A 14,307-nucleotide genomic window follows, 5' to 3' on the forward strand; every position below is an offset into this window, starting at 1 on the left:
CCGCACGAGCGGCCCTAACATCGCTATTGGATTTTTATGTCCGCGCGCTGTATCAAGTCTCCCCACTTCTTGATCTCGGTGAATACCTGTTTGGCGAACTGCTCAGGCGTGCCGCCCACGGGTTGCACGCCCTGCTTGGCGAAGCGCTCCCGGACCGCCGGATCCTGCAGCATGCGTCCGAGCTCCCGATTCAATTTCTCGACGATCGGCCTGGGGGTTGCCGCCGGGGCCTGTATGCCGAACCATACCGTGACTTCGTATCCCCGCACGCCCGATTCGTCGACCGTAGGAATGTCCGGCAACATCGGCGAGCGCTTCAGGCCGGTCGTCGCCAGGGCGCGTAGCTTGCCCGCCTGGATCTGCGGATAAACGTTCGGCACATTGTCGAACAACATGTCCGTATCACCGCCAAGCAACGCCGTCACCGCGGGCGCGCTTCCCTTGTAGGGGATATGCGTCATCTTGATGTCGGTCATCGAATCGAAGAGCGCCATCGACAAATGGTTGGACGAACCCGAGCCCGTGGAGGCGTAGTTGATCTTGCCCGGATTCTTCCTGGCGTCATCGATCACGTCCCGCACCGTCTTGTATTTTGAATCGGCGCGCACCACCAATGCATTCTGAGTGCTGCCCGCCCAGATCACGGGCGCGAAATCCTTGACGGCGTCATAGGGCATCTTGTCCTGGTAAAGACCCGGTAGCGCGGAAAACGGCAGCGGCGTCACGAGCAGGGTATAGCCGTCCGGTGCGGCGCGCGCGACGATGGTGTTGCCGATCAACGTATTGCCGCCCGGCCGGTTGTCCACGACCACCGTCGTTTTCCAATGCGTGCCGAGGTACTCCGCCGCCGTGCGGCCCAGCGTATCGTTGAAGCCCCCCGGAGGATACGGCACCACGATGCGTATCGGCTTGTCGGGATAGGACCCGGCGGGGTCGGCTGCATGCGCCGACAGCGACAATAGAAGGCAGACAGCGCCGGCAATACCGCGCAGCAATTTCATCTTTGTCTCCTCGGCCCTTGGCGGCCTGTATTTTGTTGTTCAGAACTTCACGACATATCCCGGGCCATCAATGATTGGGTAGCGCTTGAAAATATCCTCGTCCACTTCCACGCCAAGTCCGGGGCCCGAGGGCGGTTCGACGCACCCGTCGGAGCCAACCTCGAAGATGGTGCCGAACATGTCGCGGAAGGGATTGAACGCGGACACGCATGCTTCGAAGTAGCCTGCGTTCTCGGTCGCGGCCAGAAAATGCAGGCAGGCGGCGTGATTGAGACCGGTCGCCGAACAATGTACGTGGACCGGAATGCGGAAGGCCGACGCCATCGCGGCGATGCGCATACCTTCGGTCACGCCGCCCGTCTTGGACAGGTCGGGCTGCCAGACCTGGACCGCGCCGGCCTCCAGCATCTGGGCGAACTCGAAGCGCGTGTAGTGATTCTCGCCGGCGGCGATGGGCACCAGGGGCGTGATGGCGGCGGCCTGCCGGTACGAGGCGAAATCGTTGCAGGCGAACGGCTCTTCCAGCCAACCCGCCTGAATGTCGGCCAGCACCGGCAGGACACGCCGCACCTGCGCGATGGTATAGGCCGTGTTCGCATCCGTCAGGATATCGATCCCGTCGCCTAGCGTCTCGCGCACGCGGCGCACTCGGGCGATGTCGTTCTCCACGCTATCGCCAATGCGCAGCTTGACCGCGCGATAGCCGCGCGCCACATAGCCCTGCGCTTCCTCGGCCAGGGACTCCGGTGGCTGGTAGCCCAGCGCGATACCGCCGGCATAGGCCGGAATGCGTTTTCGCGCGCCGCCCATGAGCTCGTACAAGGGCATCCCGGCCGCCTTGCCGCGTATGTCCCAAAGCGCCATGTCGATACCCGAATGCGCCAGCGCCGCCCCCGCGCCCAGCCCATGGCTGGACAACTGCATGCGATGCACACGCTGCCACAAGCCCACGACATCCGTGGCATCCATGCCTACCAGCAAGGGAGCGAGCGTGTTATGGATTAGGCTGACAATCGCGCCGGGACTACGGCCCGGATGGGATTCGCCATAGCCGGTTATGCCTTCCGACGTTTCGACCCGCACCACGATAGCGTCGCGCTTGAGCGTGCTGCCTATGCCCATCATGACTGTCTTGCCCTCCGGCAATCGGTACGACAGTGGAACGGCAGTAATGCGCGTGATCTTCATGTCTCCTCCGGTGGTATGTATCGACGCGTGCCGGAACACGGACGCATCGTTTGGACGATCTGGCCATGCATGGTCGAGCATCCGAATTTGTCTGACGAATGTATCACGCAAGTTCAAAAAAACGATGGCGGCAACGGCTGGAAACGTCGTGACCGCTCGGCGACATGCCTATCCCTGGCGCGGGGCGACGCCGGAAAATGCCCTATGGTGACCTCCGATGCAAGCGGGTTGGCCATTCAGGGCGGCAGTCTGTTCGAGATGCTCAAGGCCAAGGCGGCCGCGCTCAATGGTGCCGCCGTCGCTTGCAAGGTCGCGGGACCTGTAGATTACGCGCTTATCGCACCGCGCTTCTTTTCAATAGCGTGGTGAGCTCCGCCTTCGCGCGGAGCAGCTCGCGCAGCAGCATTGCGCGCTTGCCTTCGAATCTTGACGACAGGCATGCGAAGTTCAGGGCCGCCAAGGGCTCCCCGTCGACGTCGTTGATGGCCACACAGATGGCGGTGCCGCCATCGTCATATTCGTCCTTCACCACGCAGTAGCCTTGCTGCGCGGCAAGCTTGATCTTCTTGCGTATCTCCGCGAGGCTGGTGACCGTGGAGCTGGTGAAAGAACCCAGCGGGTGCTTCGACAGCAGCATGGCTTGTCGCTCCGGCGAACATTGCGACAGCAGCATCCGGCCCATTCCGGTGCAATGCACGGGAATGGTGTGTCCCAGCGCCACTTGATAACGGAACGGCGTTGTCGGAAGGCTCTGCGCGACGAACCTGACGAAACCGTCGTTGGTCAAGACACCCACCAGGATCGTCTCCCCGGCGTTTTCGGCCAGCTGCGCCAGCAAGGGAGCGGCCTGGCTCAACAGGTGAGTCAGACGTCCGCTGGACCATCCGAAGCCTTGGCCCCGGAATGCCTCGCTAAGGGAATACAGGCCTCTATCGTCCTTCAACAGATAGCCGCGGCTGCACAAGGTGCGAAGCAGAGCGAGTACGCTGGTCTTGGGCATATCGAAGGCAGCGGTCACCGTCGCCAGCGAAACCGCCTCGTCGATGCGGGCGAAATACTCCAGAAGGTCCAGCGTTCGGGCGGCGGTGCGGACTTCTGTCATCGGAGATTCCCCTCTGGTTCGATTGCGCGAGGAACCGGATTTTCTCATGTCGGCGGCCACGCCCCTGCCGGGAAAACGCCATTGCGTTTTTTCGGTACATGATCTAATTTTGCACGACGTTCATATATAAGAACAGCGTTCGGATCCTACGATCGGCCCGGACGCGCCCAGCAAGAGGCCAGGTCGATACCTTCGCGCGGACTGAGTCCGCGCATCGACCGGTACAGCGTATGCGCGATGGGATTCATGGGAGCCCGGATGAGCCTAGGCCTGCAAGGGAAGGTGGTCGCACTTAGCGGTTGCGCCTCCGATATCGGGAAGCAGATCGCTTCCACATTCGCGATGGCCGGAGCGAGCGTATACGGGTGCGACCGGAACACAACCGGGATAGGCACCGCTGGATTCACGGACATCGAATCGGTGGATCTCACCGATCGGGCCGCCGCCACGCTATGGATCGACCGCATATTGGCCGAAAGAGGCAGCCTGGACATCCTGGTCCACAATGCCGGCGGCGTGGCGGGACAACTGGCCCAGCCTATCGAGCGGGTCACGGACCAGCAGTGGGACGATGTGATCGACGTGAATCTCAACACGGCCTTCGCGTTGTGCCGCGCCGTGGCGCCCCGCATGAAGCGGCAAAAGCACGGATCCATTGTCGTTCTCGGCTCGATGGCCTCGTATCGCGCGTCCTTGACGGGAATCCAGGCCTATTGCGCCGCGAAACATGCGGTGCTGGGACTGACACGCCAGCTCGCCCAGGAACTGGGACCGTTCGGCATTCGGGTGAACGCCATCGCGCCGGGTTTTGTCCTGACGAGCGCGACTCGGGCGCAGTGGGAAGCGATGGGTGCGGAGGGGCAGCGCCGTGTCGTGGAGGGGGCCGCCCTGCGGGATGTCGTGACCACGCAGGATATCGCCGATGCCGCCACATTTCTCGCGAGCGCGCAGGCGCGCATGATTACCGGCCAGATCATCTCCGTCGACGGCGGACGCTGACTTCAAAATACAAGGGAGTGGGAAATATGTCGCAAGCGAATACCTCTATTCCTCGGGACAAATCCCGGAAAGCCATCTACGCGGCTTGCATCGGGAACCTGATGGAGTGGTACGACTTCGGCGTCTATGCCTATCTTGCGGCGATCATTGCCAAGAAGTTCTTCCCGTCCACCGATCCCACTGTCGGACTTCTTGCCGCGTTCGCGGCCTACGGTGTGGGCTTTCTTGCACGCCCTCTCGGCGGGATCCTGATCGGCCGCATGGGCGACACCCATGGGCGAAAGGTCGCCTTGGTGCTGACCATCTTCATGATGTCCGTGGGCACGATAGGCATAGGTTTGCTGCCGACGTATGAATCCATCGGCGTCTGGGCCGCCGTGCTGCTCACCCTGCTGCGGATCATCCAGGGGATCGCGGCGGGAGGCGAATGGGGCACCTCCACCGCGTTTGTCATCGAATGGGCGTCGCCAGGCCGGCGCGGATTCGCGGGAAGCTTCCAGCAGGTCAGTACCGCCGGCGGGTCGCTTCTGGGGTCCGCGACGGCGGCGGTGTTGACATCGATACTGACTGCCGAGCAGATGCTCCAGTGGGGCTGGCGCGTTCCATTCATCCTGGGCGCCCTCCTGCTCGCGGTAGGCCTGTACATCCGGCGCAACGTAGAGGAATCTCCCTCGTACGAAGCGGCGAAGCATAAGGTGGCCGAGGACTCGGCGGTCGCGGGCTGGCGCCTTGGCGCCCGGGCATTCGGCTTTACGATTTTCTGGACTGTTGCCTACTACATGCTGCTCGCCTGGATGCCGACGTTCACTCAGCGGTTTGCCGGCCTCTCGCCCTCGCAGGCGCTATGGGCGAACACGGTCGGCCTGATATCCATCGTGGTCGCCATTCCTTTCTGGGGCGCTTTGTCCGATCGTGTCGGAAGACGGCCGGTGCTGTTGGTCGGTACGCTGCTGATCGCCGCTTCGATCTATCCGATGTTGAGCCTGATGATGGCCAAGGGCGGCATGAGCGTCGTTGTCCCGTGCCAGATCGCGCTGGGCGCAATGCTTGCCATGTATTCCGGCGCGGGACCCGCGGCAATCTCGGAAATCTTTCCGACCCACCAGCGCTCGACCTGGATGTCCGCGGGATACACGCTGGCGGCGGCGGTTTTCGGGGGCTTCGCGCCGTTCATGGCCACCTGGCTCATCAGTACGACCGGCTCGCCGCTGTCGCCGACTTACCTCTACCTTATCCCCGCCGCCGTCATCTCGGCCCTGGTCATTCTCCGTCTGAAGGAAACCGCGGGAGCCGAACTGCGGTGACATCCGCGCCTATCGAAGGAGTGAATCATGGAAAAGCAGATGGAACCTTGGGAATGGCCAGACGCGCATTGGCAAAAGCTCGTCGACCGGGTACGGGCCGGGCGATCCCTGAGGCCTACCCATTGGCCGGACGGCAAACGTTGCGCGGTCGCGCTGTCCTTCGACTCGGACCATGAATCGAACGAGCTACGTGACGGCGGTAAATCCATAGGACGGCTCTCCTGGGGCCAATATGGCAACCGCGTCGCGGTGCCGCGCATCCGCAAACTGCTGCACCGCCATGGCGTGCGCGCCAGCTTCTATGTGCCCGCCGTGATCGCGAAGATGTACCCCGATGAACAGCGGCAGCTCGTGGCCGATGGCCATGAGATCGGTATACATGGCTGGATTCATGAACTGAATTCGGTCTTGCCTGCCGCCAACGAACGCGACCTGATGATGCGGGCCGCCGACGTCCTGGAGCAGGTGACCGGCATCCGGCCAGTCGGCTTGCGCACGCCGTCGTGGGATTTCAGCGACGCGACGTTGGCGATCGAGAAGGAGATGGGGCTCCTGTATGACTCGTCCCTGATGGCCGACGAGGATTGCTACGAGCTGCTGCTCGAGGGTCGTCCATCGGGCGTGATCGAAGTGCCGGTCGAATGGATTCGTGACGACGCGGTCTATTTCATGATGAACCGGTTCCAGTCGCTGCGGCCCTATACCGCGCCGGCGGATGTCATGAATATCTTCGCCAGGGAGTTCGACGGCGCCTATGAGGACGGCGGGCTGTTCCAGCTGACGATGCATCCTCACATCATCGCCTATCGGTCGCGCATCTGGATTCTCGAGGAGATCATCCGGATGGCACAGGCCAAGGGAGATGTCTGGTTCGCCACGCACGCCGAAGTTGCCCAATGGGTGAAATCCCACGGCGCGGAAGCGTAATGACAGTGCGCGCGCGCCGGATCATCGTAACGGGAGCGGCCTCCGGGATCGGCAGGGCTATCGCGCTGCACCTGGCGCGGGACCATGCATCGGTGGCGCTCCTGGATCGCGATGCGGCGCGCATGGCGGAGGTCGCGCGTGAGGTCGGCCCCGATGTTCCCTATGCCGTGGCTGATGTCTCCGCCGAGGCGCGGACTACCGCCGCCGTGGAGCAGCTGGTGGCCTCGCTGGGCGGCCTGGATGGACTCGTCAATTGCGCGGGCGTGGACCTTGTCCGCGATTTCGACGATACCGATACGGCTCAATGGCAAAGACTGATAGGCGTGAACCTGATGGGAGCGGTCCATACCTGTCGCGCGGCGGTTCCTGCCCTGCGTAACGGTGTCGCGCCGAGCATCGTCAACGTCGCCTCTGCGGCCGCGTTGCGGCCACTGGCCCAGCGCACGGCCTACTGCAGCAGCAAGGCGGCACTCGTCATGTTCGGCAAAGCGCTGTCGATGGATCTGGCCAAGGACGGCATCCGCGTGAACTCGGTCTGTCCGGGCATCGTCGACACGCCGATGCTGCGCAATTCCTTCGATACCTTCGCGGACCCCTCCGAGGCCTTGTCCATCATTGCCGATCGGTATCTCATCAAGAGACCTGGAACCGTGGACGAGATCGCGCAGGTGGTGGCGTTTCTGTTGGGCGATGGCGCTGGGTACATTACAGGCAGCGCGCTGGCCGTGGACGGCGGGCGCAGCTTTCATTAGCGAATCCGTGTCGCGCGATGGCGCGCACCCATTGGTCTTGATCCATGATGAATATCGACGAGCAGATCCTGGCGCTTCCTTTTGACAACGAATCCATGCTCGCTCGCCTGCGAGAATGGGTCGAGTGCGAAAGCCCGAGTTACGACGGCGCGGCGGTGGAGCGCATGATGTCGCTGGCGGCGCGCGACATGGCCGCATTGGGCGCCCGGATCGAGCACATTCCGGGCCGGCAGGGCTTCGGCGGTTGCGTTCGCGCTCGAATGCCGCATGCCGGCGACGATGACACGCCGGGTATCCTCATCGCGGGCCACCTGGATACCGTTCATGCGGCCGGCGTCCTCGAGCGCCTGCCTTGGCGCCGCGAGGGCGGCAAGTGCTACGGGCCTGGCATCCTGGACATGAAGGGCGGGATGTTCATCGCGCTGGAGGCGTTGCGGCAGTTGCGCGATGCCGGCATCGCGCCGCGCTTGCCCGTCACCGTCCTGTTCACCAGTGACGAGGAAATCGGCAGTCCCAGCACGCGCACGCTGATCGAGCGGGAGGCGGCGCGCCACCGCTATGTGCTGATTCCCGAACCGGCGCGGGCCGACGGCGGACTGGTGGTGGGCCGGTATGCGATAGCGCGATTCAATTTGCGCGCCACCGGTACCCCGAGCCACGCGGGCAGCCAGCTGGGCCAGGGCCGCTCCGCCATCCGGGTGATGGCCGAGAAGATCATCGAGCTCGAGGGGCTGACCTGCGCGGACTTCACCTTCAGCGTCGGCGTGATCAACGGAGGAAAGTGGGTCAACTGCGTACCCATGGACTGCGTCGCGGAGGCCTTGACCATGGCCAAGACCCATGCGGATCTGGAGCGCGCGATTGCGGCGGCGCGGGCACTGAACTTCGAGGACGCGAATGCGAGCTTCAAAGTGGAACTCAGTGCCACCCGTCCGGTCTGGGAAACCCGGCAGGGCACACTGGACATGTACGAGCTTGCCAGTGAGCAGGCGCAACAGCTGGGATTCTCGCTGAGTCCCCATGTGTCCGGCGGGGGATCCGACGGCAACTTCATCGGGGCGCTGGGTATACCGGTCCTTGACGGCCTGGGACTGCGTGGCAGCGGCATGCACACCTTGCACGAGCATATCGAGGAAAGCAGTCTTGTCGAGCGCGGGCGCTTGATGGCGGGCCTTATTGCCCGACTGGGCTGACGGTTCCGGATGATTATGGGTTGCGGCATCTGAAGCGGGATAAGGACATGAGATTCCAAGGCAAGACAGCACTGGTGACCGGCGCCGCGCGCGGCATAGGCGCGGCGATCGCCAGGCGCCTGGCGGACGAAGGGGCTGACGTCTATGCGGTGGACCGGCTGTCTTTAGACGCGCCGCCTGCCGGGCCCGGGCGCGGGAAGATCACCGCGGTACATCTCGATCTTGCCGAATCGTCCGCTCCTGGCGCCTTGTCGCGGGAGCTCGCTGGCCGCACATTGGACATCCTGGTCAACAACGCTGGAATTGGCGGTTCCAAGCCGCTATGGGACACCACGGACGAGGACTGGGATCGCTACATGAACGTGAACCTGCGGTCTGTCTTTCGCCTGACTCGCGAACTGCTTCCCGCGATGGTGGCCGGCGCCTGCATCGTCAACATGAGTTCGATCTATGGCCTGGTCGGGCGCCCGGCCGCCTTGGCTTATTCCGTAACCAAGGCCGCGGTGGCCCAGATGACGGCGCAACTGGCGGCGGACCTGGGGCCGAAAGGGATACGCGTGAACGCGATCGCGCCCGGCGTCATCGAAACCGACCTGACGCGCCAGCGCATCCACGAGGACAAGTGGTACCAGCAGTTCATGTGCGAGGCGATCGCGCTGCGGCGCAATGGCACGCCGGAAGATATCTCGGGTGTCGCCGCCTTTCTCTGTTCGGACGATGCGCGTTATATGACCGGGCAGGTTCTGGTGGTCGATGGCGGCTGGCTTACCTCCCGATACCTGGCACCGATCGGGGATGAAGCCAGCTGAACATCCCGCGGTCGCCATCGAATGGCGCCCGCCGGCGGGCGCAGGCCGACGCAAGCAGTACCGGCAAGACACGCCGCACTGCGCGATGGTCTATGCCGTGTTCGCATCCGTCAGGATATCGATCCCGTCGCCCAGTGGCTCGCCATGGTCGAACATCTGAATTTGTACGACGACCGTATCACGCAGGCCCGGCTCCGATGCATTTGCCGGCCCAGAGCTCAAGCAGCCTTGGCGGGTCCTGGCGCGCTTTCCACCGCCGGCGTGGCAAGCAGCCTCCCCTGCATCAACCGCCAGACTGTACCGATCGCCGCCGCACCAACGACCGTATTGGCGAACAGGAACAGGATGGGCGCCAGCATGACCACCGCGCCGTCGTCTCCCAATCCCAACAGGCGGATCGACGCCGTTGCTATCGCGGTCGCACCGAAAGTGAAGGCCCAGTAGGAAGCGGTGAACGGTTCTTTCAGGATCCATGGCAGCAGGCGCAGCAGCACCAGGCACTGCAGGACGCCATAGCCGATCATCATGTGTATGAAAATGGCGGGCACGTTGGGCATCACGCTTATAAGCGTGACGGCACCGACGACCGGCGGTGCCAGGTGGATCCCCAGCGTCGGGCGGAGCTTGCTGGTCATGCTGGGCGAGTTGTACATGCGATTAAGCAGTATCGATTCCACCGCAAGCCAGGAAAAAAGGCCCATGCCAAATAGATACTGGCCCCAGTCCCGAAAGCCCAGGCCACCCGCGACGATACCTGCCACGAAGCTGCCGGCCACCGTCGGCAGATACAGTACTGGCGTCGTGGTGGCCAATTCGCGATCGCCACGCCACAGACCACCGGTGCGCCAAATTGCGAAGATCAGAGTGAACGCGCCGCCGCTGAAAAATAGCGTGAGTGCGAGGGACCGCGAATACGGCGTGGCGGCACCCGCGATCAACATTGTTGCCACGCCGACCAAGCCGATGAAACAGCACTGTACGGGGTGCTCGATTTCTTCCAGCACCGCTTCCGGCGCAAGGAACCCCTTCATCACGTAGAGCACCAGCAGCACGGCCCAGACAACGGCGGCCAGCATCATGAAGGCTTCGCCAATCTCGGCCGGCAACTGCCAGGCCTGATGCGCCGCACGCCAAGTGCTGCCCAGCCCGGCCAGGCCGAGCACCATGCCGAAAAACCCCGCAGGAACCATTGGCATACCCTTGCGCATTCCCATTTTCTATCCGTCCTCTTCGGTGTAGGCGCCCGCAACAGGAGAGTCTTCCATTGCGCGGGCATGTCACTGACTTGTCCGCCGATCAGCCGCGAATAAACGACAGGATGTCGGCATTCAACTCGTCAGCATGACGTTGTCAACACGCCGTGCATATCCTGCATAGACCTTAAGTTTTCCCCGTCCTGAACGCTTGGCGCTCGTGCGGCTAACACTTTCATACTTACTTAAAGCCGCGGCTGATTGCTTCGGCGATCATGATCGTCGTCAAATTTGTCGCCACCGAAGGAATCTCGGGCATGATCGACGCGTCGATGACATGCAGGCATTCGACGCCCCGTACCTTTCCGTTCGCATCGACGACGGCATCCGGGTCGCGGTCGCCCCCCATCGGCACCGTCGAAGTCGGATGCGCATAGCCGTCCACTGCGGCAATTACCGCCTTCTCACGTGCCGCATCGTCCTCGACATTCTTGCCGGGCGTCATCTCGAATTCGACCATCTCGCTGAACGGCGCGGTCCGGCCGATCCGCCGCGATAGACGAACCGCTTCCATCATCCGGCGCAGATCGCCTGGGTCCTGGAAAAAGTTGTAGCGAATCAGCGGCATGGCGCGTGGATCTCGGCTGGCCAGACGGACCGAGCCGGCCGAATTGGGCAGTGTCACCGCGCAGGCCAACACGATCGCTCCGCCGGTAGGGCTCTGCGCAGGATCGAAGATATGCGTGCCGGACACGTGCAGGTCGAGTTCGCCAGGACGCGCTTCGGTCGATCTGGTCCACAGGACGGCACCCGCAACCGGCGTCATGGCGTTGACTTCCCGCTTCAGCGCATAGATGTTGTAGTAGAACGGATGCTCCTTCAGCCGGTTGCCGACCGGCGCATCCAGCACGACAGGAATGCCGAGATCCCGCAGATGCTCGGCCGGCCCGATCCCCGATCGCATCAGGATCGCAGGGCTGCCGAACGTCCCGGCGGACAGAACTACCTGGCCGGCGGAGATCGTGTCGCGATTCAGCAAGCGAATGGCGGTGGCCCGCTTTCCGTCAAACATGACGGTATCAACTTCCGCGCCGCCGAGGATGCTCAGGTTCGCGCGCCTGCGTACTTCGTCGTTCAGGTAGGCCATGCCGGTGTTGATGCGCCGGCCGGCGACCACGTTCAACGGATAAGGTGAGACGCCATGCTGCTCCGCTCCGTTGAAATCGTCGACACGCGACAGTCCCACCGCCTCGGCAGCGCGGACGAAGGCCTGCATCGATGGCGTGTTTTCTTCCAGCGTCGTTTGGCGGATGGGAAAGGGGCCGGTCCGTCCGTGCCAGGCATTGTCTCCGGTCGGCGTATTTTCCAAAGCCTTGAAGACCGGTAGCACCTCTTCGAAAGACCAGCCTTCTATCCCGCGGGCGGTCCAGCGTGCAAAGTCGGCAGCGCGGGCGCGCATGGCAACCGCCGCGTTCACGCCGGAACTACCTCCAAGCACCTTGCCGCGGATAGCATTCACGTCATGGCCGAGACCGACATGATCCTGCGTGTGGTAACCCCAGTCATGGGTCGAATCTCCACCGACGCGGTTCGCGTTGGCGATCACGTCCGGATAATCGTTCGGCGCATACGCCGGTCCCGCTTCCACTAGAAGCACGCGCCTGGCCGGATCCTCGCTTAGCCGGTTTGCGAGCACCGCTCCGGCAGACCCGCCGCCGACGATGATGACGTCGTATGAGGTTGCTGCTGGTCTCTCTGATGGCATGACCCTCTCCTTTGTTTATCTTCGTCGGGCAGGCGAGTCAGGCAGCACGGCGACACCGCCGTGCCCCAAGGCAAAGGCCGCTGTCCGCGCGGTCTCAGTTGCTTCGCTGTGCGCGAGACCGACGAATAAAATTGCTAGCGGGGAATATCGCCAAACTTTCCGGCCTGATAGCTGAGAAGGGTGCGACGGACATCTTCCGCTGTGGACATCACCAAAGGCCCGTGCTTGACGAACGTTTCTTTAATTGGCTTGCCGGCCAGCAGCACGAAGTGCGAAGGCTCGCCGGACAGCAGCACGATATCCGTCTGCGGTCCGGCTTTGACGGTGGTGGCAGTGCCCGCATCCAGCACGCGTTCTTCATTCTGGACGCGGATCGTCAACCTGCCGGAGACCGCATAGATCCACGCCTGCCGATCGCGGGCCAGCGTATGCGCAAAGCGGCCGTTTTTCTCTAGAAATCCATCGAGCATCGTCACTTCCACAGGCGCGCCTTCCGCGCCCGTCGCGTCGCCGCTGCGCCCTAGCACGACCCGCACGCGATACCCATCTTCCTTCAGGATCGGCACGTCTTGCGCCGGTACGTGAAACGCGCGTGCCGGCTTGGCCTTGAGCAAGGCTGGCAGGTTGACGAAGATCTGCAGCGCATGTGTCCGCCCGCCCTTTTCCGGGAATTCTTCATGCGCCGCGCCGCTGGCCGCAGCCAGCCAGTACAGGTCTCCCGCCTTTATCGCGAGCTTGTGGCCCAGCGTATCCCGGTTCAGGAACGCACCTTCGGAGTCCTCGAACAGCGCCGTGACGGCCGAGATGCCGGCATGAAGATGCGGCTCGAACGTCGGCTCCGTCATCACGAAGTGATCCACCATCAGGAGCGGATCCATGCTGCCGCCGAACATCTCTTCCGAGAAATGGCGCGCGAGGAATCCCGTGCCGATTTTGTGGGGGACGCCGGTCACGATCATTCCGAGTCTGTCGGAAAGATGGCCGGCGTCGCTTATTTTTTCCAACGTCGCGGTATCGTCCATTTCGATTGCCCCAAAAAAGTTTTTGTTGGAGCAAATCTAAGGGATGGTTCAGCGAGCGTGAAGTCTCCCAAATTGGGACTTAGCGTCCAAGCGCTTGGACGACGACCGGCGATCTATAGCAGGACGGTTTTTGGAAACTCCGCCGCCAGGTGATCCAGGAATACGCGCACCGAGGGGAGTAGCCCCTTCCTGTAGGGAAGCAGCGCCGTGATGGTCGCATCGCCGGCAATCCAGTCCGGCAGTACGCGTTGCAGCACGCCGGAACGTACGGCTTGGTGGCAAATGTAGCTTGGCAATGCTACCAAGCCGAGGCCCTGGATTGCCGCCTGCTGCAAGCTGACCATATCGTCGCATAGCAGACGCGGCGACAGCGGAACGACGATCTCATCCCGCACCTGGCTCGCGTGGCGCAGCCGCCACGCCGCAGGCACGCCGGTCCGCATCATGAACAGCGACGGATGACCTTGCAGATCCTCCGGCGTCTTCGGTGCGCCGTGCGCCTCGATATAGCCGGATCCCGCGAACAGGAGCCACGGCGTTGGAGCGAGGGTTCTTTGGACGAGATTGGAGTCGGGCAAGGGATCGGAGTGCGCGCGGATGGCGATGTCGTAGTTCTCTCCCACGATATCGACGGCCCGGTCCGCTGAGTGCGCGACCACATTGACCTTCGGATACTGCGTCAGGAAATCCGCAATGATGTGGGACATTGCAAACTGCATTGTGGCCGCGCCGGCAGTGCAGCGCACCGTGCCGACAGGTTCCGCCAGCCGGTTCCGCACCGACGTCTCCGCCAGCTCGGCCGTGCGCAGCATGGACGCCGCATGACGGTAGAACTCCTCGCCGGCGTCCGTCATGCCGAAGCGACGCGATGTCCGATTCAACAGCCGCACGCCGAGCTCGGCTTCGAGCTGCTGCATGCGGTGACTGAGCGTCGATTTTGGAATCTGCAGCGTGCGGCTGGCTGCGGTGAACCCACCGCGCTCCACCACATGCACGAAAACAAAGAAATCATTGAGATCGAGCATCGTCGCCTTGCACTCAGCCACAGAAGG

General features: G+C 62.9%; 14 protein-coding genes. 7 read left to right on the forward strand and 7 right to left on the reverse strand.

Features of this window, described 5'->3' with window-relative positions:
- Positions 1–23 precede the first annotated feature (23 nt).
- Positions 24–1,001, reverse strand: coding sequence for a Bug family tripartite tricarboxylate transporter substrate binding protein (locus tag AKI39_RS21665; protein WP_066640846.1), 978 nt, complete (start codon positions 999–1,001; stop codon positions 24–26).
- Positions 1,002–1,040: 39 nt separating this feature from the next.
- Positions 1,041–2,189 carry a mandelate racemase/muconate lactonizing enzyme family protein gene (locus AKI39_RS21670; protein WP_066640847.1) on the reverse strand — a complete coding sequence of 383 codons (1,149 nt, stop codon included), beginning with the start codon at positions 2,187–2,189 and terminating at the stop codon, positions 1,041–1,043.
- Positions 2,190–2,258: 69 nt separating this feature from the next.
- On the opposite strand from AKI39_RS21670, the gene AKI39_RS25625 reads away from it, so the two are divergent.
- Positions 2,259–2,558 carry a hypothetical protein gene (locus AKI39_RS25625; RefSeq protein WP_145925344.1) on the forward strand — a complete coding sequence of 100 codons (300 nt, stop codon included), beginning with the start codon at positions 2,259–2,261 and terminating at the stop codon, positions 2,556–2,558.
- Here the strand turns inward: AKI39_RS25625 and AKI39_RS21675 are convergent.
- Entirely contained in the window at positions 2,524–3,291 is a 768-nt protein-coding gene (locus AKI39_RS21675; RefSeq protein ID WP_066640849.1) for an IclR family transcriptional regulator, read from the reverse strand. The two genes, AKI39_RS25625 and AKI39_RS21675, sit on opposite strands and share 35 nt — an antisense overlap.
- Positions 3,292–3,549: 258 nt before the next feature.
- On the opposite strand from AKI39_RS21675, the gene AKI39_RS21680 reads away from it, so the two are divergent.
- Genes AKI39_RS21680 through AKI39_RS21705 form a run of 6 tightly spaced genes read left to right on the forward strand, consistent with a single transcriptional unit; the run spans position 3,550 to position 9,275 of the window.
- Complete coding sequence (locus tag AKI39_RS21680; RefSeq protein WP_066640851.1) at positions 3,550–4,290, forward strand: SDR family NAD(P)-dependent oxidoreductase; 741 nt, start codon at positions 3,550–3,552, stop codon at positions 4,288–4,290.
- Positions 4,291–4,316: 26 nt separating this feature from the next.
- A complete protein-coding gene (locus tag AKI39_RS21685; RefSeq protein WP_066640852.1) occupies positions 4,317–5,594 on the forward strand; it encodes an MFS transporter in 1,278 nt (425 codons plus the stop codon).
- 27 nt (positions 5,595–5,621) lie between these two features.
- On the forward strand, positions 5,622–6,521 hold the full coding sequence (locus AKI39_RS21690; protein WP_066640854.1) for a polysaccharide deacetylase family protein: 900 nt from the start codon (positions 5,622–5,624) through the stop codon (positions 6,519–6,521).
- Positions 6,521–7,273, forward strand: coding sequence for an SDR family NAD(P)-dependent oxidoreductase (locus AKI39_RS21695; protein ID WP_066640856.1), 753 nt, complete (start codon positions 6,521–6,523; stop codon positions 7,271–7,273). Before AKI39_RS21690 ends, AKI39_RS21695 begins: the two co-directional genes overlap by 1 nt.
- Before the next feature lie 44 nt (positions 7,274–7,317).
- On the forward strand, positions 7,318–8,466 hold the full coding sequence (locus AKI39_RS21700; RefSeq protein WP_201258525.1) for a M20/M25/M40 family metallo-hydrolase: 1,149 nt from the start codon (positions 7,318–7,320) through the stop codon (positions 8,464–8,466).
- A gap of 47 nt (positions 8,467–8,513) precedes the next feature.
- Positions 8,514–9,275: an SDR family NAD(P)-dependent oxidoreductase gene (locus tag AKI39_RS21705; protein WP_066640859.1), complete on the forward strand. Its 762-nt coding sequence runs from the start codon at positions 8,514–8,516 to the stop codon at positions 9,273–9,275.
- 218 nt (positions 9,276–9,493) lie between these two features.
- Here AKI39_RS21705 and tehA read toward each other — a convergent pair whose 3' ends face one another.
- From tehA to AKI39_RS21725, 4 genes are all read right to left on the reverse strand, one after another.
- Positions 9,494–10,489, reverse strand: a complete 996-nt coding sequence (tehA, locus tag AKI39_RS21710) for a dicarboxylate transporter/tellurite-resistance protein TehA (protein ID WP_201258526.1) — start codon at positions 10,487–10,489, stop codon at positions 9,494–9,496.
- Between the two features lie 220 nt (positions 10,490–10,709).
- On the reverse strand, positions 10,710–12,233 hold the full coding sequence (locus AKI39_RS21715) for a GMC family oxidoreductase (RefSeq protein ID WP_066640861.1): 1,524 nt from the start codon (positions 12,231–12,233) through the stop codon (positions 10,710–10,712).
- 134 nt (positions 12,234–12,367) lie between these two features.
- Complete coding sequence (locus AKI39_RS21720) at positions 12,368–13,255, reverse strand: pirin family protein (RefSeq protein ID WP_083228985.1); 888 nt, start codon at positions 13,253–13,255, stop codon at positions 12,368–12,370.
- Positions 13,256–13,368: 113 nt separating this feature from the next.
- On the reverse strand, positions 13,369–14,280 hold the full coding sequence (locus AKI39_RS21725; RefSeq protein ID WP_066640863.1) for a LysR substrate-binding domain-containing protein: 912 nt from the start codon (positions 14,278–14,280) through the stop codon (positions 13,369–13,371).
- Positions 14,281–14,307 lie beyond the last annotated feature (27 nt).

This window comes from Bordetella sp. H567, assembly GCF_001704295.1.
In the GTDB taxonomy this organism is placed as follows: Bacteria; Pseudomonadota; Gammaproteobacteria; order Burkholderiales; family Burkholderiaceae_B; genus Bordetella_C.